Origin of the sequence: Paenibacillus filicis (assembly GCF_038070315.1) — a bacterium.
GTDB lineage: Bacteria > Bacillota > Bacilli > Paenibacillales > NBRC-103111 > Paenibacillus_G > Paenibacillus_G filicis.
Map to the genome: position 1 here is coordinate 217,749 of NZ_JBBPCC010000001.1, position 26,816 is coordinate 244,564.

Annotated in this window: 18 protein-coding genes and 2 CRISPR repeat arrays; of the genes, 4 read left to right on the plus strand and 14 right to left on the minus strand. The window is 53.4% G+C overall.

Annotated elements, in window-relative coordinates; genetic code table 11:
* The first annotated feature begins 114 nt into the window (after nucleotides 1-114).
* Nucleotides 115-1,128, plus strand: a complete 1,014-nt coding sequence (locus tag WMW72_RS01075; protein ID WP_341413555.1) for a glycosyltransferase family 2 protein — start codon at nucleotides 115-117, stop codon at nucleotides 1,126-1,128.
* Nucleotides 1,129-1,137: 9 nt separating this feature from the next.
* Nucleotides 1,138-1,584: a GtrA family protein gene (locus tag WMW72_RS01080; RefSeq protein ID WP_341413556.1), complete on the plus strand. Its 447-nt coding sequence runs from the start codon at nucleotides 1,138-1,140 to the stop codon at nucleotides 1,582-1,584.
* A 144-nt stretch (nucleotides 1,585-1,728) separates the two neighbouring features.
* A CRISPR array of direct repeats spans nucleotides 1,729-3,961; the repeat unit is 32 nt; unit sequence GTTTCAATCCACGCTCCCGCACGGGGAGCGAC.
* A gap of 173 nt (nucleotides 3,962-4,134) precedes the next feature.
* Here the strand turns inward: WMW72_RS01080 and cas2 are convergent.
* The 9 genes from cas2 to WMW72_RS01125 form a co-directional block, all read right to left on the minus strand.
* A complete protein-coding gene (gene cas2 / locus WMW72_RS01085; RefSeq protein ID WP_341413557.1) occupies nucleotides 4,135-4,428 on the minus strand; it encodes a CRISPR-associated endonuclease Cas2 in 294 nt (97 codons plus the stop codon).
* Between the two features lie 14 nt (nucleotides 4,429-4,442).
* Nucleotides 4,443-5,471: a type I-C CRISPR-associated endonuclease Cas1c gene (gene cas1c / locus WMW72_RS01090; protein ID WP_341413558.1), complete on the minus strand. Its 1,029-nt coding sequence runs from the start codon at nucleotides 5,469-5,471 to the stop codon at nucleotides 4,443-4,445.
* Between the two features lie 14 nt (nucleotides 5,472-5,485).
* Nucleotides 5,486-6,193 (minus strand): CRISPR-associated protein Cas4, encoded by a 708-nt coding sequence (gene cas4, locus WMW72_RS01095; RefSeq protein WP_341413559.1) that lies wholly within the window; start codon nucleotides 6,191-6,193, stop codon nucleotides 5,486-5,488.
* The gene (cas7c, locus tag WMW72_RS01100; RefSeq protein ID WP_341413560.1) at nucleotides 6,190-7,095 is read right to left on the minus strand and encodes a type I-C CRISPR-associated protein Cas7/Csd2; all 906 of its coding nucleotides are present in this window, start codon (nucleotides 7,093-7,095) and stop codon (nucleotides 6,190-6,192) included. The genes cas4 and cas7c overlap by 4 nt, the downstream gene beginning before the upstream one ends.
* Before the next feature lie 50 nt (nucleotides 7,096-7,145).
* The gene (gene cas8c / locus WMW72_RS01105; RefSeq protein WP_341413561.1) at nucleotides 7,146-9,029 is read right to left on the minus strand and encodes a type I-C CRISPR-associated protein Cas8c/Csd1; all 1,884 of its coding nucleotides are present in this window, start codon (nucleotides 9,027-9,029) and stop codon (nucleotides 7,146-7,148) included.
* Nucleotides 9,030-9,035: 6 nt separating this feature from the next.
* Nucleotides 9,036-9,698, minus strand: coding sequence for a type I-C CRISPR-associated protein Cas5c (gene cas5c, locus WMW72_RS01110; RefSeq protein ID WP_341413562.1), 663 nt, complete (start codon nucleotides 9,696-9,698; stop codon nucleotides 9,036-9,038).
* A 24-nt stretch (nucleotides 9,699-9,722) separates the two neighbouring features.
* Nucleotides 9,723-11,999 carry a CRISPR-associated helicase Cas3' gene (gene cas3, locus WMW72_RS01115; protein WP_341413563.1) on the minus strand — a complete coding sequence of 759 codons (2,277 nt, stop codon included), beginning with the start codon at nucleotides 11,997-11,999 and terminating at the stop codon, nucleotides 9,723-9,725.
* Nucleotides 12,000-12,287: 288 nt separating this feature from the next.
* A CRISPR array of direct repeats spans nucleotides 12,288-14,594; the repeat unit is 32 nt; unit sequence GTTTCAATCCACGCTCCCGCACGGGGAGCGAC.
* A gap of 320 nt (nucleotides 14,595-14,914) precedes the next feature.
* Nucleotides 14,915-15,961 carry an aromatic acid exporter family protein gene (locus WMW72_RS01120; RefSeq protein ID WP_341413564.1) on the minus strand — a complete coding sequence of 349 codons (1,047 nt, stop codon included), beginning with the start codon at nucleotides 15,959-15,961 and terminating at the stop codon, nucleotides 14,915-14,917.
* Nucleotides 15,962-15,978: 17 nt separating this feature from the next.
* Complete coding sequence (locus WMW72_RS01125) at nucleotides 15,979-16,854, minus strand: helix-turn-helix transcriptional regulator (RefSeq protein ID WP_341413565.1); 876 nt, start codon at nucleotides 16,852-16,854, stop codon at nucleotides 15,979-15,981.
* A gap of 237 nt (nucleotides 16,855-17,091) precedes the next feature.
* Here WMW72_RS01125 and melA point away from each other — a divergent pair, with 237 nt between their 5' ends.
* Complete coding sequence (gene melA / locus WMW72_RS01130; RefSeq protein WP_341413566.1) at nucleotides 17,092-18,390, plus strand: alpha-glucosidase/alpha-galactosidase; 1,299 nt, start codon at nucleotides 17,092-17,094, stop codon at nucleotides 18,388-18,390.
* Between the two features lie 102 nt (nucleotides 18,391-18,492).
* On the opposite strand, the gene WMW72_RS01135 is transcribed toward melA, so the two are convergent.
* A complete protein-coding gene (locus WMW72_RS01135; RefSeq protein WP_341413567.1) occupies nucleotides 18,493-19,914 on the minus strand; it encodes an ABC transporter substrate-binding protein in 1,422 nt (473 codons plus the stop codon).
* Nucleotides 19,915-20,132: 218 nt separating this feature from the next.
* Here WMW72_RS01135 and WMW72_RS01140 point away from each other — a divergent pair, with 218 nt between their 5' ends.
* Nucleotides 20,133-21,062: a substrate-binding domain-containing protein gene (locus WMW72_RS01140; RefSeq protein WP_341414082.1), complete on the plus strand. Its 930-nt coding sequence runs from the start codon at nucleotides 20,133-20,135 to the stop codon at nucleotides 21,060-21,062.
* A gap of 114 nt (nucleotides 21,063-21,176) precedes the next feature.
* Here the strand turns inward: WMW72_RS01140 and WMW72_RS01145 are convergent, their stop codons facing one another.
* From WMW72_RS01145 to WMW72_RS01160, 4 genes are all read right to left on the minus strand, one after another.
* Nucleotides 21,177-23,543: an S-layer homology domain-containing protein gene (locus tag WMW72_RS01145; RefSeq protein WP_341413568.1), complete on the minus strand. Its 2,367-nt coding sequence runs from the start codon at nucleotides 23,541-23,543 to the stop codon at nucleotides 21,177-21,179.
* A 93-nt stretch (nucleotides 23,544-23,636) separates the two neighbouring features.
* Nucleotides 23,637-24,629 carry a formylglycine-generating enzyme family protein gene (locus WMW72_RS01150; protein WP_341413569.1) on the minus strand — a complete coding sequence of 331 codons (993 nt, stop codon included), beginning with the start codon at nucleotides 24,627-24,629 and terminating at the stop codon, nucleotides 23,637-23,639.
* 47 nt (nucleotides 24,630-24,676) lie between these two features.
* The gene (locus tag WMW72_RS01155; protein WP_341413570.1) at nucleotides 24,677-25,774 is read right to left on the minus strand and encodes a lactonase family protein; all 1,098 of its coding nucleotides are present in this window, start codon (nucleotides 25,772-25,774) and stop codon (nucleotides 24,677-24,679) included.
* Between the two features lie 220 nt (nucleotides 25,775-25,994).
* Nucleotides 25,995-26,759, minus strand: coding sequence for a DeoR/GlpR family DNA-binding transcription regulator (locus tag WMW72_RS01160; RefSeq protein ID WP_341413571.1), 765 nt, complete (start codon nucleotides 26,757-26,759; stop codon nucleotides 25,995-25,997).
* Nucleotides 26,760-26,816 lie beyond the last annotated feature (57 nt).

The following is a 26,816-nucleotide window of genomic DNA, read 5'->3' on the forward strand; positions in this document are numbered from 1 at the left end:
GTTTTCATTTTTAAATGAAATTGTCGTTTTTTCCTCGACTTCCCCAGGAAGCCATGCTATTTTTATGTTAAGCTTAGTTTACCATAATGTTTTCATTCTCTCAGGAGGTAATATATGTTTACATTCGGAGGAGAAGCTCCTTTCCTGACCGTCGTGGTTCCCTGCTACAACGAGGAGAAGGTGATTCACGAAACGACCCGAAGGCTGGCCGGCGTCCTCGACCGGTTGGTTCAGGAGCAGCTGATCGCACCGGAAAGTAAGGTTCTGTATGTGGATGACGGCAGCAAGGACGAGACCTGGACGCTCATCGATGAGCTGAGCCGTACTCATCCCTTCGTCCGCGGATTGAAGCTCGCCCGCAACGTAGGGCATCAGAATGCGCTACTGGCCGGACTGACTGCAGCCGGAGCTTGTTCCGACTGTGTCATCTCCATTGACGCCGATCTTCAGGATGATGTGACGGCCATCCGGTCCTTTTTATATAAATTCCATGAAGGCTTCGATGTCGTATACGGAGTCCGGGAAAGTCGGTCGACCGATTCCTTCTTTAAGAGGAACACGGCTCTTGGCTTTTATCGGATGATGAAGCTGCTGGGCGTCAATATTATGTACAATCATGCCGACTATCGCCTCCTCAGCCATCGAGCCCTAAGTGCTTTATTAGAGTACAAGGAAGTAAACCTGTTTCTTCGGGGGATCGTCCCCCTGGTCGGTTATCGCTCTGCGGTTGTTCGTTATGACAGACACGAGCGGTACGCGGGTGAATCCAAGTACAACTTGCGGAAGATGCTGTCCTTTGCGTTCCAGGGTATTACCTCCTTCAGCATAACCCCGATCCGGATGGTGACGGCCGGAGGGTTTATTATCTTCGTGCTGAGCTTTCTGGCTGCCCTCTACTCACTGTTCGTTCATCTACGGGGACAGACGACATCCGGTTGGACCTCGCTCATCTTGTCCATCTGGTTCATCGGTGGCGTTCAATTGATGAGCCTGGGCTTGCTCGGGGAATATATCGGCAAGATTTATATGGAAGTGAAGGGAAGACCCTTGTACAATATTGAAATAAACCAGCTTCTGGAAGAGCGAAAAGCTGACGCTGACCGAAGCCGGAAAATCTCTTCGTTATAGGATGGTACGATGAAGCCCACGACCTTTTTTACGTCCAGCGTATTTCGTTTTTTGCTCGTCGGCCTCCTCAATACGGCGATCGGCCTGTCCGTGATGCTGGGCCTGCTGCATCTGGCCGGGCTGGACTACTGGACCTCGACCCTGCTCGGCACTGCGGTCGGCGCCTGCGTCAGCTACCTGCTGAACAGAACGTTCACCTTCAAGAGCCAGGCCTCATACAAGTCCAGCTTGGTCAAGTTTATTCTGGTGCTCGCCTGCTGCTATCTAGTAGCCTATGCGAGCAGCAGCTTGTTTACGAATGTCTTGCGTGAATTTGTCCCTATATTGTCCGAGGACATGAGCCACACGGTGGCAGTGGTGCTGGGGAATGGGTTGTATACGGTGCTGAATTATGTGGGGCAGCGGTATGTGGTGTTTGGATCGGGATCGAAGAAAACATCCCATCTGGAGACTTAGATGGATACTGTGTTTGGTTTGAGAAAGTGGAAGGAGCGCTGCTTGATGCGGCGCTTTTTTGCGTTATATTTGTTTAGGGATACGGTAGTTTTGACTTATAGAATAAAAAGATCATTCAAGCTCTATTTTTGGGGTCGTGGTGCGGTTTCAATCCACGCTCCCGCACGGGGAGCGACCGGCTCGGGATCAACGTTAGGTTCCGGGTCCTCCGCGTTTCAATCCACGCTCCCGCACGGGGAGCGACCAAATACACCCTCGACCTGCAACTATTCGCAGGCGAGGTTTCAATCCACGCTCCCGCACGGGGAGCGACCGGGTTACGAATGGTCATGCATCGCCGATCCTTAGGTTTCAATCCACGCTCCCGCACGGGGAGCGACTAACTATGCCATTAACCATTCAACAAATCATAACCGTTTCAATCCACGCTCCCGCACGGGGAGCGACAAAAACGCACCGTCAATGCCCTGCCCGCTCGTGTCGTTTCAATCCACGCTCCCGCACGGGGAGCGACGGCATGTTGGTCGAGGTGTCCGACGCCATCCCTAAGTTTCAATCCACGCTCCCGCACGGGGAGCGACTTAGGCGGCATCACTTACCTCCGATAGCGTTAAGTTTCAATCCACGCTCCCGCACGGGGAGCGACTCTCTTCCGCCACACTGCGGCCACGATGTTTTTGCAGTTTCAATTCACGCTCCCGCACGGGGAGCGACTCTCTTCCGCCACACTGCGGCCACGATGTTTTTGCAGTTTCAATTCACGCTCCCGCACGGGGAGCGACGCACAGCATAAGCACTGGTGATCTTCTGCTTTCGGTTTCAATCCACGCTCCCGCACGGGGAGCGACGCGAGCAAGCTGGTACGACGCTGCGGGGGGCATTCTTGTTTCAATCCACGCTCCCGCACGGGGAGCGACACAAGCAGTCCTACCAGGCCGCCAAGGGCATCGAGTTTCAATCCACGCTCCCGCACGGGGAGCGACCTATGTCAATGGTATGCCCTAAGCTTGGATTGACCTGGTTTCAATCCACGCTCCCGCACGGGGAGCGACCCAAAGGAGATAAGCCTGACAAAAGGTGGACCAGTTTCAATCCACGCTCCCGCACGGGGAGCGACGACGCCGATACCGAGGCCAGCAAATTGGAGTTGCTGTTTCAATCCACGCTCCCGCACGGGGAGCGACGCCAAAGTACCGTAAGCTGCCGGTTACGTCGAGGTTTCAATCCACGCTCCCGCACGGGGAGCGACCGGAGTACTACACAGAACGCGCCGGCACATCAGGAGTTTCAATCCACGCTCCCGCACGGGGAGCGACGTAGCATAAGGGCCGATGGAACATGGTCGATTATAGGTTTCAATCCACGCTCCCGCACGGGGAGCGACGGTCTTTGGCATCCTCTGGCTTATACGTATCTGGTTTCAATCCACGCTCCCGCACGGGGAGCGACCTGAAAGAGCTGGGTATCAATGCTGTCGATACCGTTTCAATCCACGCTCCCGCACGGGGAGCGACGCATCGTAAATACTCGCCGCTCGATCGGCTGGACGTTTCAATCCACGCTCCCGCACGGGGAGCGACGCTGGTCTCTGCGTCTACGGTCGCTAATACGATGTTTCAATCCACGCTCCCGCACGGGGAGCGACTATACAATACGCTGTCCTCGATCAGCCGGCTGGCCAGTTTCAATCCACGCTCCCGCACGGGGAGCGACGCCAGGCACGCAGCTTCATCCGCGCTATTCAAACGGTTTCAATCCACGCTCCCGCACGGGGAGCGACCTTCGGCGGCTCTTTTATTTTCCCAAACGCTTGGGTTTCAATCCACGCTCCCGCACGGGGAGCGACGATATTTGAGCGCTGTGTTCTCTTAAAGGAGGAATAGTTTCAATCCACGCTCCCGCACGGGGAGCGACAAAAATAAGCAGCGGGTCGCTCCGTTTGTCGCGGTTTCAATCCACGCTCCCGCACGGGGAGCGACCCGGATAACACTTCACTTCGATTGGTTCATACGGGTTTCAATCCACGCTCCCGCACGGGGAGCGACAACTCTCCTTGTTTGCCGATAAGGAGCGTATGAGGTTTCAATCCACGCTCCCGCACGGGGAGCGACATATTAGCGATTGTCAGGACGATGCAGAAGCCGTAGTTTCAATCCACGCTCCCGCACGGGGAGCGACCGAGTCCAAGCGCGGTAATCAGCCGTGTTGGAGAGCGTTTCAATCCACGCTCCCGCACGGGGAGCGACGTGATGTAGCGGAGGCGATCGAAAAATTCCGGAGTTTCAATCCACGCTCCCGCACGGGGAGCGACTCCCGCTTGAATGGAATCGCCGTAAAGCAACACAGTTTCAATCCACGCTCCCGCACGGGGAGCGAAGCACAGCCTGCAAAGCCTTGCTGGGCAAGGCTTTGCAGGCCCATTTTCGCGAACCTTCTTTGAAAGAGGCTCTCACTTCAATGATTTTGAATCAAAATCGCCCAAAACCCTTGTTGCGCATGCGGTGCGAACCTCCCAGGGATTTCATGTGAGCTTGGGGTTCGCACCAAGAGCTAATCGATGAATAGTAGGCCCTCAGGGTCATAAGTCTCTTTGGCTCCAATATGCTCGACGCGTTTCTTCCAGTTGCTTCCTAACATATAATAACGCAAACTGTCTTTGCTAGGATCAATGGTCTTCTCCAATAGAGCGCGTAGCTGTTTAAATTGTACAGGATCAACCAAACATTCAAAAACGGAGTTTTGCACGCGCTGCCCGTAACTCAGACAATACTTGGCTACATGACGCAGCCTCCGTTTTCCCTCAGGAGTAAGGGTCTCAACGTCATAAGTGATCAAAACCATCATGGACTAGTCTCACCTCACTTCCATAGGAACGGAGGATACCCATCCAAGTCGCCACGAATGTAACGTGCTAACAATAGTGCCTGCGCATATGGAAGCAAGCCCACCGAGATTTTCTCCTTCAGAAACGGATGACGGATTTCGTCATGCTTCCGTTTCTGCCAAGCTGTAATAATATCTTTCTTCAGATCCGGCTTTAACAGCACGGCACCGTTTTCCTTGACCATAAAAGACTTCGGATTGATCTGCTTGCGGTTGATCATCGTGAGAACAAGCCGATCCACCATGTAACAGCGCAGTTCTTCCATCATATCAAGTGCCAAACTCTGCCTACCCGGGCGATCTCGATGTAGGAACCCTACGGCAGGGTCAAGCCCTACCGTTTCCAGGGCTGAATGCACATCAGTCCGCAGCAACGCATACAAGTAAGATAATAAGGCATTAACCCGATCCAGAGGTGGACGACGGTTGCGCCCGCGCATGTAGAACTGATCCTTATCAATTAATATCAGCTCATTAAAAGCTGAGAAATAACGACGTGCCGCTTCTCCTTCCACACCTCTTAACTCATCTAAGGTGTTGCAACCGAGCGTACGCTTCATATACCTTTTAAGAAAATCGGACTCCCGTACTACTTTGTCTGATTGAATCGTTTCTTCATGATCACGCAGAGCCCTGTTCAAAACAGCTCTGGCATTCGCTATTTTTCCGAGCACAAATCGATTAGCCAGAGCGACCCCGTCCGGTCCATCGGCCATCCGGTATTGCTTCCGCCGAAGCAGTACATTCCCTTTGGCCCCGCCTACAACACTACCTAGGAATTTACCACTCTCCTGCAGAAATGACAGAGTTACTCCCCGCTCCATGCAAAGATGCATCAGAGATGGACTCGCTCCGGTGTAACCGAACATAACGATACTTTCCAGATTATGCACTGGAATCCGAATCGCAACCTGATCCTCCTTCTTCACAACCACACTTTCCCCTTCCCTAGACAAGTAACTGTCAGGGGCCGTGATATACAAGGTATTCAATAATTTTCTCATAACCTTGCCCTCCTTCACGGCTCATCGGTCAATAAGTAGTCCCTTACATAATTTTCAGAGGATTTCACGTTCATCTTAGGCTGACAGAGCGACTCTAGTGAGCAACTGGTACATTTGGGCGCATAAATGGCTCTGGCTGTAAGGCTAATCGCAAAATCTCGATGCATGTCAGCGGCAAGCTCATGAACACGAGTTCTCAAGCTTTTATCAAAGCGAACGCTCACTCTCCGCTCTCGCTCTCCGTAAAACAGCGCCCCTTCGTCTACGCGTACTCCCAACATGTCTTCCAAAGCAATCGCCTGTGCACAGAGCTGCACCTCATCACAGTCTCCTTGCTTGGGCTTTCCTCGCTTATACTCCACCGGAAAGGGAATCCACCAGCCGCGGCGTCCTTTCAGTCTGACCTTATTAGGCTCCTCGGTATCGGCTACTGCGTGAAATTCAACTACATCGGACACACCATACAAGCCAAGTGTCGGGGAAACGAGCGGCATCGCCCGCGATACCAATACATCTCCCCTCAACTCGCTTAGATACGGGTCATCTGCACGCTTATGCATTTGAGTACCCTCGTAAGTTAGCACATTCTCCGCCCACTGCTGCTCCATATGGATCAGGCCCCACTGTCTGCGGCAAAAAGCATAATGCTGAATGCCGGAAATCATCAAAAATTCGTCGTCCTCATAAGAATGTGCAACGGCTTCTCCCTTATCTGATATCATGCCTGTTCGATCAATGTAACTCCGTCCGGTACCTCTTCTTTAGCCAAGGTAAACGTATAGTCTCCGAAGGAACGCGCTGGTCCCACTACGTTTTTCTCAGCCTTAATCAGCTCCAACAGCCGATGAGCAGGGGCATTCCCTAGCTTTGTCTCATGTTCGAAGACAAATAGTTTACGGACAGCCATCTGTCCGCGTGAAGCAGAACGATCATGCTCGAACAGATTCGTCAGTGCCTCCAGAAGCACATTCAGATCATTTGCAGAAAAACCCGTCTTTTCGGCCAGATAAGCCGAAATGTAACCATCCATCCGATAGAGAGCGTATGGCACCACATGCTTACGCCCCATCTCTCTGTCCTTGTCCGCTCCTTCCTGAGTCACTGCCTGGCGGGTAATCGTCACCTCTTGGGAAAAGATAGGATCCAAGCTGCGGGCAAACGTAAATTGTACCGGTCCTCTGACCTGTCCCGTATTCACCTTAGTGGTCATCACGGCGCCGAATGTACGAATGTCGTAGAAGTTATCGCACATCCAGTTCGTCAGTTGTGCGGCTTCCTGGGCGTCTTTGGGCTTAAGCTCCTTGCTCTGTGCGTCGGATGGGCGCAGGGCTCTGTAAGCTCTGCGGTGCTGCTCGTTCAATACGCCGCCCTCTGTCACATAAATATTGAATCCTTCCTGACCCTCACGCGTCAGCTCGATATAGTTACGGACCTTGCGTTTCAGGCAAACGTCTGTCACAATGCCGTAACCGGTCTCGGGGTCGATCCGAGGCATGTTGCCTGCATCAGGATCTCCATTCGGATTGCCGTTAATCACATCGAAGAACAAAGAAAACTCTATTCGCTTATCCAACTTGTCCTGGTTAACGGCTTGTATGTTCAGTTCGCTCTCTAGTGTAGACATTTTTTCATCTCGCCTCTCATTTTAAATTAAAAAAATGGTAGCCATACCTTTTAAGCTTCAGGTGAGCTTTCATTGTCCGAACGTTCAGAGGATTCGGCCGCCGCTGCAGCCTCCTTCTTGGCTTCCGCTGCGGCCTTGATTTGCTCGAAGAAGTATTGTTTCTGATGGTAGTAACCGATAACAAAGATCCCTTGGCGCTGTAAATCCAGATGAGCCGGGAATTCGTAAACCCCCTGGAGGATCTCACCCATCTCTTGGTCACGGAAGTCGCCATACCGGGATTTGCTCATATGGTGCTGAGCCAGCTTGATCAGAATCGGAAATACAGCAGCCGGATTAGAGGAAGCGGAGCTAAAATACCTGTCCTTGATTGTTGCATTCAGCTTATTGTTTGCAGCTTCCTGCTGCGCTTTTTCCAATACGGCAAAGAGTCTCCCTAACCGATAGGCGGGCTCTTGTGCATGTTCGTTGAGCGCCAAGTCCAATTCCTCCTTTAGATAAGTACTGCCTTTATTCAAACGCATGTATCGATTCAGATATGCCTTCAGAATCGATACCCGCTGAGGGTTCACTGCACCGTCGGCACGAATACGATTTAATATTAAATTATACAGAGAGAAGGGATAGGATTTGCCATGAATAACCGACCGCAGCAGTTCTCCGCCAAGCAGAGGAGGCGGACCATCCCCCACCTTCTTGCCGTCGCCGCCTACCCGCATGGTCTCTGCCAAAATTCTAAAAATGTTGTTGGTTAGGTCTCTGTGCCGATCATCCGTACCTGCAATTGCAAAATCTGCAGCATGCTGTCCAAGCTTATTAACCAAGTCGCCGAAATGCCCTTGCCAGAAGAACCTCACGGCTACTCTGGCATTATTAGGAGCTAGCCCCAGGATATAAAACGGTGTGTCGCCTTGCGGAACCATACTTGCGTCCAGATTCGATCCTTGGCGGGCACGATCCAGCACATCCTGAAGCTGGGAGGTTAGCTTCTTATCCTCTGCAGGAACGTGACTGGCATCGACATATTGAGCAAAAAACGGCTCCAACTCCTCAGCTGCTGCCGCTCCTGACCAGAACACCAGCGTCATATCCCCAATCCAAATTCGGTTTCGCGGAAAGGCAAGCAGATGATTAAGCGCTGTTGTATAGCCAAAAACTGCTGTTTTACTGACAGGTGAGTTATAGCTCTGCATACTGTCCTTGCCATAAGACTCCGCAGAGCGAAAATTGAAAGAGACCAGCGAAGCACCAGCAGCTTGAGCATTGCGCACGCCCTTGATCTTATCGTGGGTTCGCGCGATAGAAGCCTTTTCTCCGGTAAGCAGGCATTGAGCTTCAAAGTCAGATGACACCTGAGACTCTTGCCGATAACGAATCCACGCCTGCTTAACCGCCTCGGACTCATGTCCCATCGCCTGCCGGGTGGTAACCCGGAATACCATATTGGTATCTACGCCTTTATCGAGCTCTTCCATCCAACTCTGCAAGGCAGGATGCTCTCTGACGGCAGCCGGGTCCCAATTGTCGTAGAACATTAAGATAGCCTTTGCATCAGTGTCCTGAACCCCTAGGAGAACCTTGCGTGCCAGCTCCCTAGAAGCTTCATACTTCTTGCGAGCATCCCCCTTTTTTTTGGCTGTGTCCTTCTCCAGAGGCATGACAGGATAGTGACCTAATGCATACTCTGCCTTATCCGAAAGAAAGTATGGACTTATACCGCTGGAGCGACTCGGTTGCTCTGGCACATTCATGATCCAAGGCTGCTTCTTCTTGCCACTGTGATCCCGAATATCCTGAATACTTGCCAGGCTTCCATCCTCACGAATTTCGAGCACATACGAAATCTTGGCCGCACTGAAGTACAATGGACTAACGCCGGAATCTGGATCAGCCGATAGATCCAGATATCGTTGATGTAACGCCTGGATGATCACTTGGCATCACTTCCCTTCCCGGAATGGAGGCACTTCGATACATCCGTTCTTCATAACAGCACGGAAAAACCTGGGTGTCATTCCATCTTGGAAATCAATGTCATGCAGCATCCAACCTAGATCTTTTTCTTCTGAATTGCGGTAGTATTCCGAAGGAAGATCCGAATCTTGTTCCAATAAACTGAACTGAGCTGCGAATTCTCGGCATCCCAGATAAGGTCGATGGAAGCATTGTCCTTGCCTGGCTCGGCGCAAGAAAATGTTATAGTGTTTCTCCGGTCCATCTTCCGGTCCGGCCTGATCGGTCATCTCAAAATGAGCTTCGATCACATAGGCTGGCTGCTTCAGCATCAGAGTCGCCCTCTGCTGCCTCTCCTCTGTTACGACCTGAGCGAGCACAGACGATTTCCCGCTCATCGCGTTTTTAATGCTGGATGTAGAGATTTTATTTTCAATTTCATTCCGCCGGATATTCTCAAAGCGAATTTCATTGAGCACTTGTATCCGGTCCACGACCCAGCGTATTGCCGGCTTCCAGTGGACGGCTTCCAAAATGCCGCGCGCTGCCGAAGGTGTCATCACATCGTAGCTAACCCGCTCCACCTTCATCTCTGGACGTGTGAAACACGCATAATCACCCCATACATGGAGTTTGATTCCGTAGCCCATGGGTAGACTCCTTCCTTATTTTTCTTAAAAAACATATAGCTCTTGTGCATGATACTCTGCCGTAAACGGTTGTACCCCTATGTCTTCCTTGTACCAGTAATCCGGGTTCTTGAGTTGAAAAATATTCTCCCGAACTTCGATCAACTCACCCGCTTGTCGAAAAGCCTCAAACTCAGGAGGGTAAAGCTGAACCACGTAGGACTGCAGTTGACGCATTAGCTTGGTTATCCCTTCTGCATGAGGGAGAGCATCCAGAGCCTTCTTGGCTTTTTCATCATAGTTAATAAGAACCGGCTTGGCTGCCGACTGAATCAGCTCGAACTTCTGCGCTACGGTCTCAAAAGGAAATTCCAATCTACGGGCTTGCTCCTGTAACAAGGGGAGTATCTCATATTTATCTGTCAAATCCTTAGAGTTCGCTGTCCCTTTTCCTAAAGTCTGATAGAAATACAGCTCCCCAAAGTAAGCTCGCATGGCTTCCAGAGAAATAGGGTCATCCGCAAACTCCTCTAATACCTTACGGGCAGCGCCCGCCGTTAGCCCAAACCAGCCTTGATATGGGGTTTCTGCTGTTTCAAATACATAAGCGTCACGAAGCGGGACCTTTCTATTACGATTGCAGCGTCCTGCTGCCTGAGCGATGGAATCCAGGCCCGCCAACTCCCGATATACAACAGGAAAATCTACATCGACTCCGCATTCAATCAACTGCGTACTGATCAGCAGACAGTCATCGCCATCTTGTAAGCGTTCGCGAATTTCCTTCAACTTTTCCATCCGGTGCATGGGACACATACGTGCGCTCAGATGAAAGACTGCAATCCGATCTATGCCTGGTATGGCTTTGAGTTTTTCGAATAGCTCCCTTGCAGCTTTTCTTGTGTTTACGATGCATAACGCCTGTCGGTCCGAAGCCATACGTTCCACCAAGGCATCATGATCCGTCATTCCTAGCATATTGAGACGCACCCTGCGGAACTGATCAAAACGTAAAGGCACATCTTCGACAATCTCCTGAATTTCTACGGGCTTGACGAAGACAGGCTGAACATATGGCTGGGTAGCCGTACTGAATACGACAGTAGCTCCATAGTTCCGGCATAGCTCCTCTAACGCGTGAAGGCAGGGCTTGAAAAATTCGCCATTCATCATCTGCGCCTCATCCAACACGATGATGCTGTTGGCCAAATTATGCAGCTTGCGGCAACGCGATCGTTTGTTAGAAAATAAGGATTCGAAGAATTGAACGTTTGTCGTTACGACAATAGGAGCATCCCAGTTCTCCGTGGCCAGCTCCATTTTCTTTGTAAGCTTTCGCATCTCATCCTTTTCTTCCAAATCCTCATCTGCTTCATGCTGAACATTAGAGTGATGCTCCAGTACATGCTCCCCTCCCAAGGCTTCCCGATATACATTGGCGTTCTGTTCAATAATGCTGGTGTAAGGGATAACAAAAATAATGCGACGCATATGAGTATGGTGCTCGGCATGTTCAAGGGCAAATCCTAGTGAAATTAACGTCTTGCCGCTTCCAGTAGGCAACGTCAGACTATACATCCCCGGAGCACCACTAGCGCGTCGCAAACACTCCTGAAGTAATTCTGCTCTCAGCTTATCAATTTGCTTCTTGGGGTTAGAAAAGGATTCCTGCATGTGTTCCCGGTAATGAACAAGCAGATCTGCAAGCTTTGCAGTAGAAACACGCAGATTGGATTTTCCGGGCTCAGTATACTCTTCAGTGTCCAATGAATCGGCATCAACTAAACAAGAAAATAACATGCGAATGAATAAAGAAAGCTGAATCCCCTCGTGAATTCCTGCCTTCAGTGGGTTCGTCAGAACAGGGCTTGCAGCTTCAGGCAGATGCTGTTCCAGGGCATTTTCGTAAGCTTCAATTTTCTTGACTAAACGTCGAGAAAGCGAACGCTCATCAGCATCTGCAACTGTACCAAAATCCACTAACCCGGCGTGATGCCCCGCAATGACATAAGCGAGAATATGAGAAGTAACCATTGGCTTATCGCCACGCTTCCAGAGCCGACAAATATATTGTGCTCCTGCTGTAGCATGATCAACAGGAACTGGAGTACCTTCCAGCCTCCGCTGGAACTTATCTGAAAATTTTCCTGCATCGTGTAACAATCCTGCAAGCCTGCCCCATGGGGCTGCCTGAAACTCTGCTGCAAATTGTTCCGACAATTGCGCTACCTTCTGAAGATGAACGGTTAAAAGTTGCCATCTGCTTTTATCCCGTTCTTTGGTCCGATGTGCATAATAATAATCCATTTTTCCTCCTTTCATGTAGAAAAATAGGATATTCAAAACTTACATCATCTTTATTAAATCGACAAAATGGTTCTTTTTACTCATTCTCTACATCCTCTTCCGTTCCTTCTTTTCCAATATTTAATTTTTCTTTATGATTCATCCAACCACAAATATACATTTCTTTTGCAGACAATGAAAAGAGACCTGTACGTCCCACAGGTCTGAGAATGTGCTATGGAAAAGAAGTCGGAGGTAAAAATTTATACTGCTCCCGCACAGGGAGCGACAGGCAGAAGCCCACAACTCGTTCCCCACAGCGGCGTTTCAATCCACGCTCCCGCACGGGGAGCGACTAAAAAGCCGCCTGAGCGACTTTACACTTATGCCGTTTCAATCCACGCTCCCGCAAGGGGAGCGACAGGAACGACTTCTATACCTTATACGGGTGATGGCCCGTTTCAATCCACGCTCCCGCACGGGGAGCGACCTCTTCAACCGTGCGCGTCGTTCCAGTTCCCTCTGTTTCAATCCACGCTCCCGCACGGGGAGCGACGTTATCGTTGATGATTCTAAGCCTGGTCAAGTTAGCTTGTTTCAATCCACGCTCCCGCACGGGGAGCGACATTTCAAAAAGCAGCGTCCAAGTTCATCTTAAAGTTTCAATCCACGCTCCCGCACGGGGAGCGACCGGACCCGTCGCAGCCCGGAGCGATCAGTACGTACCAGTTTCAATCCACGCTCCCGCACGGGGAGCGACCAGTGGACACCGGTTATTTGTGTTGGGCATGGTTTGTTTCAATCCACGCTCCCGCACGGGGAGCGACCGGAACCAAGCGGAGCGCCTTCGCGTCGGGTCCGTGGTTTCAATCCACGCTCCCGCACGGGGAGCGACACTGCGAAAAACTACAAATGTCCATGTCAAGTCAGTTTCAATCCACGCTCCCGCACGGGGAGCGACTTCGCCCCTATCGACCATAATAAAATCTTGGAGGTTTCAATCCACGCTCCCGCACGGGGAGCGACAACTTACCCTCGCTGATCGCATTAAGGGTAACGCGTTTCAATCCACGCTCCCGCACGGGGAGCGACGCCAGGGCTGGACCTCTTTCTTCTTGCGCTTAGGGTTTCAATCCACGCTCCCGCACGGGGAGCGACGGAGTCGCTGCGGCAAAGTCGGTCATCTCCGCCTGGTTTCAATCCACGCTCCCGCACGGGGAGCGACTGGCCCTGGTTATCGAGACTCGCGAGCGTCTGGAGTTTCAATCCACGCTCCCGCACGGGGAGCGACTGGACTTTCGATCGTCTTTCAGTAAAATCATCTGGTGTTTCAATCCACGCTCCCGCACGGGGAGCGACACCTCGTACAGGCCAGCGCAATCAAAGTATGCGTCGTTTCAATCCACGCTCCCGCACGGGGAGCGACTTAGCCACCTGCGTATAGCGGACGGTCGGGTCCGCGTTTCAATCCACGCTCCCGCACGGGGAGCGACAGAAATTTGTTCAGGCGGTCGTACTTGGACAGCTCGTTTCAATCCACGCTCCCGCACGGGGAGCGACGTGGTTCCAGATACTCAATCTCAACCTCACCGAAGTTTCAATCCACGCTCCCGCACGGGGAGCGACCGATTTGGCGTCCAAAACGGACGACACATCAAGGAGTTTCAATCCACGCTCCCGCACGGGGAGCGACTAAGACTGATCCACCGAGAGATTCAGAAACTGCTCGTTTCAATCCACGCTCCCGCACGGGGAGCGACCTAATGCTAGTAGCCCTGCGGTTGTACTCAGAGGTGTTTCAATCCACGCTCCCGCACGGGGAGCGACAAAGTCCGCCGTCCGTGAACTCCATTTCGATGTCGTTTCAATCCACGCTCCCGCACGGGGAGCGACGTAAGGACTGGCGGACGCTCCCAGTCGAGCACTGGTTTCAATCCACGCTCCCGCACGGGGAGCGACGTATAGTTCAACGCTTGGCCTCTGATGCCGGGGTGTTTCAATCCACGCTCCCGCACGGGGAGCGACCATACCGGAGGAAAAGATCGAGATGCCGAATCCGGAAGTTTCAATCCACGCTCCCGCACGGGGAGCGACGGTCATTTTGAGGATTAGGAGGTAGGGACATGACAAAGTTTCAATCCACGCTCCCGCACGGGGAGCGACCATAATAACGCGATTCATATGTTCGCCTCCGAATGAGTTTCAATCCACGCTCCCGCACGGGGAGCGACACGAAAAGGAACGTGATCGAATGTCACTGTTTACGTTTCAATCCACGCTCCCGCACGGGGGGCGACTTTTAAGCGGGCGTGTGCGGCATCACTTTCCGACGTTTCAATCCACGCTCCCGCACGGGGAGCGACCCTGGCGCATGTGGCTAACGAAACGGTACTCATCGTTTCAATCCACGCTCCCGCACGGGGAGCGACGTTGACGTGGAGGTAACGGTGGGTGCGGCGCAAGCGTTTCAATCCACGCTCCCGCACGGGGAGCGACTCCTTCCCGGCATGAGGGTTCACCTCCCAATTCCTGTTTCAATCCACGCTCCCGCACGGGGAGCGACGAGAAACTTCGGGTCATTCGCCTGCAGCTTGGATAGGTTTCAATCCACGCTCCCGCACGGGGAGCGACAGCACCGCCCGTAAACCCTTGCCCAGCAAGGTTTTGCGGGCCCATTTGCGCGAACCTCCTGCAAAGCGGTTCATTTTCCCAGCCCAATTTGCGTCAAAATGCCAAAATCCCTTGCGGAGCCTGAGGTGCGAACCTCCCAGGGATTTCATGTGAGCTTGGGGTTCGCGCTAATAGAACTACTACACTCATTCTCCGTCCAACTCTTTTTTCCTGCCTCAGCCTCAGCGCATCCTTCGTCAACCCTAGTTCCGGTCTTTGCAGCCTCTCAGCCCAAACAAAACCCGCTCGCCCATGCAGGCGTGCGGGTCTCTCGTATTTTCCTATGCCGTCCCCTGCTTCTTCTCCTCTGTACCCCGGTGATACTGCTCCACCAGCTTGTCGAGGCGGCCAATGTGATAGCTGTAGTCGAATAAAGCCGAAGCCACGATGCTGACGCGCAGCTCATCGTCCGGCCGCTCGGACGAGATGCTCATCATTTCGCGTATGAAGCGCACGTTCTCGGCCTCCATCAGCTCGATCTCGGGAGGGTCCGTTTCCTTGAGCTTCTCGTCGAATTTCAGAAGCACGTGCTCGTGGAATTTACTGAGGCGCTCCATCTGCCGGTCGAACTCGGCATCATGCCTCTTCTCCCGGTCGGTCTGGAAGTAGTGCTCCTCCACCGCATCGAGCACATCCACCCCTTTTCGCAGCGCGACGAGCATCTGATGATAAACGACAAGGTCGCGTATTTTGCTGAACTGCTTGCCCCGGAGCTTCTTGTATTCCTCCTCGACGAGCTTGAACTTATCGGAGAGCGACTTGAGCGAATCCTCCAGCCCCCGCTTCTCATCGCGGAAAATATTCTCCTTGATCTCGTTGGAAATCGCGGTGCGCAGCAGCAGCGACAGCTTGGTGAAGACGCTGTGGATCTGGAGGACGAACTGCTCGCGCGGCTTCGGGGGCAGGAAGAAGATATTGACCATCGACGCCGTTCCGATGCCGACGAGAATCTGCACGAACCGGCTGAGCGCGAACTGCCACTCGCCCGAAGCCTCCATCACAGCGATGACGGTGACCAGCGTCAATCCGATGCTGTCCTGCATCTTCAGCTTCAGGCAGATCATGATGACTACGATGCAGATCAGGCCGATCGCGAACGGGTCCTTGGAAAAGTACATCCCAGCCAGCAGCGCCAGCACCGCGCCCAGCGTATTGGCCTGCAATTGCTCCAGAAAATGCCGCCACGAGCGATAAATGGTGGGCTGCATGGCGAACATCGCAGCGACCGCCGAGATGACGGGGGACGGAAAATGTAAGAAAAATGAGTTAAAGTACAAAGTCAAGGTCACGGCCAGGCCGGTCTTGAGCATGCGTGCTCCGAAAGCCACGTCGATCCCTCCTGGTTCTATAGCTTGGAACCGGCTCCGTCGCAATTGTAAGGATTGTGCAGATGCTGCCGGTATTCGGACGGTGACTGTCCGTAGGTTTTCTTGAATTGCTTGGAAAAATACAGCGGGTCGGTGAAGCCGATCGAGGAGGCCACCTGTTCCACGGTCAGCGACTCTTGGAGCAGCAGCTTGGCCCGCTCCATCCTAACCTTCAATAAATATTGCATCGGCGACAGCCCGGTATGCTGCTTGAACATTTTGGACAAGTGCGTGCGATGATACCCGAGAGAGTGCGCCATCTGCTCGATGGAGATCGGCTGATAATATTGCAGCGTCAGCCAGCGGATCGCCTGCTCGATCTGCCGCTCGATGATCGGTCCCTCCTGGTTGCGCACCTCGCCAACCTTGGAAGCGGACGAGTATTCGGCCAGGATCAGGCGCAATACGCCTCCGGACGCCAGCTCCTTGCGAACCTGTCCTTCCTCTCGCAGCGATTGCTCCAGCCGCCTATATAGCGTATGCATGCGGCGGGGGCGTGCTGATAAGGCAGTCGGCGCATGGCGGGTGATTCCGCAGGCGCTGAGCAGCTCCTCGGCGTGAGAACCCTTGAACGCGGCCCAATGATACCGCCACGGGTCTTCGTCCGAGCATTCGTAGCGGACCAGCTCGCCGGGAAAAATGATAAAGCTATGTCCGGGCCCGAGCCGATAGTCCGTATGGCGGCAGCGGAAGACCCCCTGTCCCGAGACGACTGTATGAACCAGATAATAATCGAGTACCTGGGGGCCAACACGATGGCCAGGCATCGTCTGGGCGTGACCGCTAAACAGTACCGTAAGCTCTCCCTTAGCGGGAGACGGATTAAAGGCTGCATCGTATTCTCTATGCGGCATGTGCAAAAACCCTCCTTTTCTCCATAACCATCCTGCATCTGTCTCTTGCGATTATACCCGGCTTTGTATCCCGTGACAACCGCTTCCACTTCGATGCACCAGCAGAGTGAGAAACCATGCTTCAACCTACAAATGTCTATGAGCAAATGGTTTCTATCCATGTTCGTCTTCCCCCGAATCCGCTATAGTCAGAAGCAGGAACTCCCATTGACCTCCATTACGAAAGGAAGAGAAACCTTGAACAAAATTACATTTATCGGTGCTGGAAGTACGGTATTTGCCAAAAACGTGCTCGGAGATTGCATGCTCACCCCTTCGCTGCAGGAGTTTGAACTCGCCTTGTTCGATATTGACGAGCAACGTCTCAAGGATTCCGAGAGCATGCTGAACAATCTTAAGTTGACAACTGGCAGCGGTTGCAAAATCAAAGCCTACAGTGACCGCAAGGAAGCTCTGCGCGGAGCCAAATACGTTGTCAATGCCATTCAAGTAGGCGGCTACGACCCGTGTACGATCACCGATTTCGAGATTCCGAAGAAATACGGCCTGCGCCAGACGATCGCCGATACGCTGGGTATCGGAGGCATTTTCCGTAATCTGCGGACCATTCCGGTCATGCTCGACTTTGCACGGGATATCCAGGAAGTTTGTCCGGATGCCTGGTTCCTGAACTACACAAATCCCATGGCTGTCCTGACGAACGCGATGAACACCTACGGCGGCGTCAAGACCGTTGGCCTCTGCCACAGCGTCCAGGCTTGCTTGCCTCATCTGTTCAAGGACCTCGGCATCGATACGACAGGCGTCCAGACAAAGATCGCCGGCATCAACCACATGGCCTGGCTGCTGGAATGTACCCGTGACGGTGTAGATCTCTACCCGGAGATCAAACGCCTGGCTGCCGAGAAGCAGAAGGAGAAGCATCGCGATATGGTCCGCTACGAGTTGATGCTCCGCTTCGGCTACTACGTGACCGAGTCCAGCGAACACAATGCCGAGTACCATCCGTACTTCATTAAGAAGAATTACCCCGAATTGATCGAAGAGTTCAACATTCCGCTGGATGAATATCCGCGCCGCTGTGTCAAACAGATCGAACGTTGGAAAACGATGCGTGAAGAGCTAGTCCATAATAAGGGTCTGGAGCATACGCGTTCCCATGAGTACGCTTCCTACATGCTGCACGCGATGGAAACCGACGAGCCGTTCAAGATCGGCGGCAACGTCATGAATACGGGACTGATCACCAACCTGCCGAAGGAAGCTGTCGTCGAAGTGCCTTGCCTCGTAGACAGAAGCGGCATTACGCCAACCTACGTAGGCGATCTGCCTCCGCAACTGGCTGCCTTGAACCGCACGAACATCAACACCCAACTGCTCACGCTGGAAGCGGCGATCACAGGCAAGAAGGAGCATATCTATCATGCGGCTCTGCTGGACCCTCACACGGCTGCCGAGCTGTCCATCGACGACATCGTCCGCATGTGCGACGATCTGATCGAAGCGCACGGGAACTGGCTGCCTAAGTACGTCTAGGTTCCGTTCATCGGATTAGCAGTCCTGGCTAACCCAAAAAGGCTTCATACCGGCACCCTACCGGTATGAAGCCTTTTTCCATAACCTTGCCAACAGCATCCTTTATTTAGGAGCGCTCGCCTCCTTGGCTTGCTTCTCTTCCTGCTCCTTCTTGGTGCGGTTCAATATTTCCTGACCTTGCTCCTGTATGACCTTGAGCGCTTCGTCCGCCGTCTTCTTATTGTCGATCACAGCCTGGATCTCTGTTGTAGCCAACTGGGTGAACTGCATGTAGAAATCCTGTGGCAGCTTCTCCATCCCCTTGTACAGAGAAGTTTCATTCATCTTCAGCATATAGAACGGCTCCAGACTCCGTCCTTCGCGCTCCTTCACATAAGCGGTACGCGAGGACATCCCGCCCTGATCAATATTTTTCATCAGCCTGGCCATCTCTTCGCCGTTGATATACTTAATAAACTCCCAGGCGGCTCTTTTCTCGGCGGACTGTGCGTTAACGGCGAATAAATTGGACACCGATACGGCCCCGGACACTTCGCGGTTCTGCGGATCTACCGGAACCGTCACAAGATCCCAGTTCACCGGAGTGACATTCTTGACGTCCTTGGCCCGCTCCAGCTCGGTAAACGTATAGGTATTTCCGATGGTCATCGCCGCTTTTCCTGCTATAAAAGGATTTCTTAAGGCGAAGTCGGCCATCGTCATCGGCTTGTTCGAATCGAAAGCCATCGGGTCCTCCGACAGTACGGCCTTAGAATGGTAGGCGTCCACAGTCAGCTCCAGCACCTTCTTCCAGCCATCGCTCTGAATCGTCAGCACTCCTTTGTCCGCGTCTACGTACGACATGCCCTGTGTAGTGGCGATATTATTCATCATATAATACGCTCCGCTCGGTCCCATGCTGTTCACGCCCAGCCCATACACCCGTTCGTTGTCGGGTCCGTTCGCAGGGAAACGCTTGGCCAGCTGCAGCACCTCTTCCCACGTCATCTTGTTCGTTGGCAGCGGAACGCCATGCTTCTCGAACAAATCCTTGTTATAGAAGAGAGCCTGGCTGTAGAACGTCGGTGACAAGCCGTACAGCTTACCTCCGCCCTTAGCCCGTATGGACCCGGTCACGCTTTCGAGGATATTGTTCAGATCGAACTTGTCCTGCTGGATCAAACCATCCAGCTCCAGCAGCTTACCCTCCTCTGCCGCGGTCTGGAATTCATCGGGACTCATGTACAGCAGTACGTCCGGCTTCTCTTCATCGAGCAGCTTCTGATAGGCCTTCTTAGGATCCGTACCGTCGCCCGCATACACACTATTCATCGATACGACGCTAACCTCAATATTCGGATACTTAGCCATAAATAAATTCCCATACTGCTGGAAGAACGAGGACTTGTCGTAATACAAAACCTTGATGCTTGCCTTCTCATCCTTGCCGAGCTTCTTTAGCGTCTCCCCCTGGGCTGAACTTCCCCCATCGTTAGCTACAAACTGACAACCCGTCAGCCCCATACAACATAGAGTTATGGCCATTCCTGTTTTTGCCCATGTCTTCATTCCATTCCCCTTCTCCAATTATTCGTATAATTACCAAAACCCTCATAATAGACGCAGCTTCTAGACAAAATGTTCCAGTAAACTGAATTTTTACGACGCGCCAGCTCGAACCAGAAAGCGAGCCTCTATAGCATGACAGGGTCCCGATTCCGTATAATAAGGGATATCAAGCTTTGAACAAGGCGGTGAACACGATTACGGAAGAGCTTTCCTACACAACCGAAGAAATTGCCAAGCTGCTGAAGATTTCCAAGCTGACTGTCTATGATTTGATCAAAAAAGGCGACCTGCTCGCCTACCGGGTAGGCCGGCAGATGCGTATCGACGCCAGTGATCTGGAACGCTACAAGCGGCAGGCCAAGGGAGCAACCCCACAGTCAGTCTCTCCCGCCTCCGGACCGAAGGAGGCTTCCTCAGCCCCAAGACCGCTGGTAATTACCGGCCAGGATGTCAGCCTGGATATGCTGGCCAAGCATATTGAGCGGCAAAACAAGGCAGTCCGTCCCCTGCGCTCCCATGCCGGAAGTCTGGACAGCCTGATTGCCATGTATCAGGGGCAAGCCGACATCGTCAGCACGCATCTGCTGGATGGAGATACCGGAGAGTACAATGTACCGTATATTCGCAAACTCTTGGCCGGCTTCAGTTATGTCGTCGTGAACCTCGTAAGCCGCTCGGCTGGACTGTACGTGCAGCGCGGCAATCCGAAGGGAATTTCGGCCTGGACGGATCTGCAGCGGGAAGATGTTCGCATGGTCAACCGGGAGAAGGGAGCCGGAGCCCGTATCCTGCTGGATGAGCAGCTTCGTCTGCATGGCATCGCTTCTAGCAGCGTTCAGGGGTATGACGATGAGAAATCGAATCATCTGAGCGTGGCAGGGCAGGTCGTCAGTGGGGCAGCCGACACGGGAGTGGGCATCGAGAAGGCCGCAGCACTGGTCGGAGCAGAATTCATCCCGCTGATCCGCGAGCGCTATGATCTCGTCATGCTCAAAACCCCCGATAACCTGGACTGGCTCGGCACGGTGATGAGCGTTCTGAAGTCTGAGCTGCTGCATCAGGAGCTCGCATCGATCCAGGGCTATGATCTCAGCCTGACTGGAACGATCCTATACGAAACTTGAGCCCCGTGCCCATAAATGACGACGAGGACGGCCGCCGGGAAGACTCATTCAGAGTCTTCTTCGACAGTCGTCCTCGTTTTTCTAAACCGTATAGAGCTCCTGGCCGATCATATATTAATAGAAACGCGGAGCTTGCTGCAGTTCTTCCCGCTTCTGTAGATAACGGAAGAAGGCGGTAGCTGCTTGGGCACGATTGACATCCTCAGACGGCTTGAAGCTTCCGTCGCTCAAGGACATAATGCCCAGACCTACGACGATCGCCACCTGCCCAACATGCTTCAGCTCCGACGCATCGGCGAAGTTCTTGTTGAATACATCCTGATTCTCGGCAAGCTGCTTGTAGCCAAGGGCACGGACGATCAACTGACTCATATCCTCGCGGGACATCTTCTCATTCGGATTGAAGTTAGTCCCCGGATCGATTAGCCCACGGTCAACCCCGTTCTCCACGTAAGCGAAGTACGCAGAACCGTTAGCTACATCCTTGAAGGAAGCTGTACGTTCAGCTCCGTAATAGATGCCGTAATTGCCTCCGTTCATCGCAATTACGAGCATCTTGATCATCTCACCGCGCGTCATCGCCTGATTAGGGATAACCTTGCCGTCCTTCAGATCCAGCGCCTGATAATCCAGCATCAGCTGAAGCTCCCTCTGCGCCCAGTGACCATCGATGTCCGTAGCCTTCACCGTTTCCAGCACGATGGGCTCTCCGTTGGAGGCATTGCGCCATTGTCCGTTCTGTGCATCGAGGAAGAACGGCTCGCGGGTATATTTCGAAACAAGCGTGTACACGAGCTTGGCTTCGACTTTACCGCTCGCATTGAGAGCAGAAGGAGGTATTTCTCCGGCAGCAATCATCACCTTTAATTTCTGATCCATGATACTATTCCCGGCATACGTTCCGAATCCTTGGCTTGCCACATAGGATAATTGAACATCGTATTGCGAGAAGAGCAGATCCTTGGCCTTCTCTTCGCTGATGACCTCAGGCTTGGTAGTTGGGTAATCAATTTCGCTCAGCGAACCGTAGTAATTCACGATTTGACCCGTTTCCCGGTCTATGCCGATGCTGACATTCTCATGATTCGCGTTGACTCCGTCGATCACACGGTTAAAGCGGATATCCCACGTTCTGAGTTCTTTCAGCTGCTCCTCGGAAACTTGCTGAAGTCCAGCATCGTCAAGCACGAGCTGATGAGTGTGAGCGGGCAGATATTGACGCACAAATTCGATAGCCTTCTTCTTGGCCTCATCCAGTCCGACCTTCGGTTCGAACTTCGTCTGGCCATCCACGGTATAAGGTATGTTCCGGCTAAAGTTGGTCACTTCCCCAGTTTTGGCGTTCACGTTGGCCCAAGCGCCTTCAAAGCCCCTAAGCTTCGAATCCTTATCCGAAGAGTCGACATTCCATCGCAAGGACCAGCTGGCACTGGTTTTGCCGGTAGTCGGGTCAATTTGCTCGTTATAGGACGCATTGTCCAGCTTGTAGCCCTTCAGCAAGCCGAAAGCCGCAGTCGCCTTGGCAATCGCTTCTTCCTTCGTCAGATTCAGGTCAGATGCGGGCTTGCCGGCAAGGGGCTTGTCGGTAAGCGGCTTCTTATCTGAGCCTGATAATACCGGGAGATTCAGCGGATTCCAAGGCTGGCCTTTGCCCGCATCGATCATGAAATTATTCATGGAATACGTGATGATGGGCTTGCGCTCTTCCCGCGGCTGGTAAGGGATTTCATAGGACAGCGCAATATCGGCCTTGTCCCGGAATGCCTGCAGCGCTTTCTCCAGCCCAATCGGCTGAACGCCCTGCTCGAACGTCACGCCGTCCGTCCAGCGGAAGCTGTAGCCCAGAACATCGCCTTCGCCATTCACATCGACGTTGATTCCGTCTTGTGGGAAAATAACGCCATTCACAACCCGGTCATACCGGATATTGTACGTATAATTGCCGTTAAGCGGAGTGCGGAATGATTTTTCCGCCTGATCGTTATACTGCACGGTCTCATCCGGGTTCAGCTTCTTCAGCCAGCCGTCAGCAATGTTCTTAGCTGCCTGGAAATCCACCTTGGGCGGATAGCTCGGTTTCTTCTCCGGGTCGGCGGTATAGGCATTGTAACCCGTAAGCTTACCGTTCAAGCCATGAATGCTGACGTTGATGTTGGCATAGTAGTGGTCTTTGATTTTCTTCGTATAGTTCAGTGACCAGCTCGGAATGTTCTGTCCTGCGTAGCCCCAGAAAGCATTCAGGCTTGCCGACTCCAGCTTGTAATCTGCAGGAATCGTCACGTACTTCTTAGCCAGCTCAATAGCTTGTTCCTTCGTCACAGTGGGTTCAACAGTCTTGCCTTCCTGTTGGCCGGGAAACGGGAGAGAGCTTTGCGTGCTGGCCGTAGCTGCTGGCTCATCGGCGGCCCAGGCCTGAGGAGCTATGGATAGGAGCAGAGCGGATGCGACCGCAATCGGAGCGGCCTTCTTGATCAGTTTCATAGGAATCGTCCTCTCATATAGAAGATCTTGGATCATCTAATACCCTAGACGGAGCGTTCCAGGAAAAGGTTGCGGTGATTTGTCCGTAAAAGCCTAAATATCCATCGCCAGCCGAAAACCCGTGTTGCCGGAGCTGCTATCCGGCGTATTTTTGCTGCGTGCAGCCACTCTGTATCGGTTGCAGTAAGAGCGATGGCAGAGATAGGACCCGCCCCGCAGCGAGCGCAAGCCGCTTCCTGCCGCCCCTTGAGGATTGGTCTGCGAAGAGCGCCGATGGTAGTCACGGTCGAACCAGTCTGCACACCATTCCCATACGTTGCCTGCCACATTGTAAAGTCCGTATCCGTTGGGCTCATAAGCATCGACCGGAGCGGTACCCGCATAGCCGTCCTCGGCATGATTCACAGCGGGGAATTTTCCCTGCCAGATGTTACACCGGTGGCGACCGTCCTGCTTGAGCACATCCCCCCAAGGGTAGGTTCGCTGCTCCAGTCCACCTCTGGCGGCGTACTCCCACTCGGCTTCGGTCGGCAATCTGCCTCCCGCCCACTGACAATAGGCGGACGCATCATGCCAGGAGATATGGACTACAGGATGATCCAGACGCTCCCCGATCGTCGAGCCTTCTCCCTCCGGCTTGGCCCAGTAGGCTCCGCGGACTCCGAGCCACCACGGCGCTTCACGAGAAGAGCCCGCTACATCCGCCCGCCGCTCCTCCGGTACGAACAGATGGAAGACATAGGTCCAGCCGAATCGCTCCGCTTCGGTGATATATCCGGTAGCTTGGACGAAGGACTGAAACTGTCCATTTGTCACCGCATGCGCAGAGATACGGAAGGCGTCCACCGTTACCTTGCGGACCGGGCCCTCCCCGTCATCCGGGAAGCCATCCGAAGCCTGCGTCCCCATCAGATACTCCCCACCGGGAAGTGTAATCATCGAATGCTCAAGACCGGCTCGCAGCCCGGCTGCACGATCCCCAGCCTTAATGGCTGGAGCGGCTGCACGTTCCTGTAGGTGCCCTGAACCAGCGGACAGCTCACCACGGCCGGCGGCGCAGCAGGATTTCGGATTCCTTTCACTCATCGTGCTTGTCCCCTTCCGGAATCAGTAGTCGTCAACACCTGGGCGGGTTACTGACGGAATGCAGAGGAATACCCAGGCTTTACGCAAACGGGCTTGGACAGTGAAAGTGTCCGGCCCGTCGCCGTCAATCGGCCTGTTTCCTTATTGATGTAATAGGTGACGATATTATCCGTGTCGCGGTTCGCCACGATCAGGAAGCCGCCTCCTGGCGTCAGGGCGAAGTGGCGAGGATGCCCCCCCTGTGTCGAAACATGCTCCACCAGAGAGAGAAGACCGGTCTCCGGGTCAGCCTCGAACACCACGATGCTATCATGACCGCGATTGGACCCATAGACAAAGCGACCGTCCTCGGAAATCGTAATTTCAGCGCAGCCGTTCTCTCCTGTAAAGTCCTGAGGCAGCGTTGACACCTGCTGAATCGTGTGCAGCTGTCCTGCTTCAGCATCGTACCGGAAGGCCACGATCGTGGAATCCAGCTCATTGATCACGTAGGCAAAATGTCCATCCGGGCGGAATACCAGATGGCGCGGTCCTGCTCCCGGATGCACCGGAGCATCTCCATGAACACGCAGCTTGCGCTGCTGCGGATCAACCGTGTACGCACGGATCAGATCAAGCCCCAGATCAGGCACGAACAGAAACCGGTTATCCGGGCTAAAGAAAGCCGAATGCGGATGCGGTCTGTCCTGACGCTCCGGGTTCACGCTATGTCCGGTATGTTGGCTCAGATCGAGCACCTCGCCGATCCGGCCGCCTTCCGTCACATCGACCAGTACCACATGACCGCCGTGGTAGCTGACCTGCACCAGGTAACCGACTTCCTCTTGGCGTTGAATATGGCAGGTAGGATCCGGGGAAGTGAACGCACGGCTAATCTCTGCAAGCTGACCTTGCGCCGTATCGATAGAGAAGGAGATGGCTTCGCCTCTTCTGCGCCCGGTCTCGTCCACGCCTTCGGCGATGGCGTAGAGTCTGCCGGCGGCTGTATCGACATTCAGAAACGTCGGATTCTTCAACCCGGATGCCTGATGCAGCAGAGTCAGCTCTCCTGTGGTTTCGTCGAGCTCGCATACATAGACACCGGGGTCTGTTGCTTCGGCATAGGAACCGATATAGATGAGCTTGCGCTGAGATGATGCGGACATAAGATGTACCTCCTGTAATGGGTCTGGCTTCGACATTATTCTTATCTTACAAACAGTTCCACTTCCATGCAAGCCACAGAACCGCTCAGCTTGAATGATCATACGACGAATGGGGCAGCCGCCAGTCCATCGAGTGAATCGGAAGGCTGCTTGACAACGGCAAAAGACCAGGTCCGCGAAAAAAAACGGCCTGGTCCTCTATGACAAGGGCAACCTGTAATTATACGATGGAAACGCGAATGCCACGTTCCTGAAGCTGAGCGACCGTCTGCTCGCCGACGCCACGGTCGGTGATGATCGCAGAGGCCACGTCAAGCTCGGCCACATGGGTGAACGCCCGGACGCCGAACTTGCTGGCATCTGCCAGCAGAAATACCTGCTCGGCGATGCCGATCATCCGCTGCTTCACAAGCGCCTGCTGCTCATTGGATTCACTGATGCCGCGCTCCAGATGAATGCCCTTGCAGGACAGGAACAGCTTGTCGACATGATAAGCATCCATCGACCGTTCGGCCAGCGGGCCTACGAAGGACAGCGAGCGCTTCGCCAGACGGCCGCCCGTGGAGATGACCTCGATCTTCTCCTTGCCACTGAGCTCGCTGACTACCTTCACGGAATTCGTAAGCACCGTCAGCGGGATATCGGGGAGATACGAAGCCATGTACCAAGCCGTCGTGCTGGCATCCAGCAGGACGCGGTCATACGGCTGAATCCAGCGGATCGCTTCCTGCGCGATCCGCCGCTTCTCTTCCGCGTTGAGGATCTCCCGCTCGAAATACGGAATTTCCGCCTGCGCCTGCGTCTCCTTGACACTGACCGCTCCGCCATGCGAACGGCGCAGCCGTCCTGCCGATTCCAGGCGATCCAGATCCCGACGGATCGTCTCCTCGGTCACGCCGCACAGCTCGCTCAGCTCGGAGACACGGATGCTGCCCCGTTCGTTAACCAGTTGGACAATAAGCTCGTATCTTTCCGCTACCAGCATGCGCTCCCTCTCCCATCGTTACCTTGCAGATTCATAAATTCTTCAACTTACTCTGCG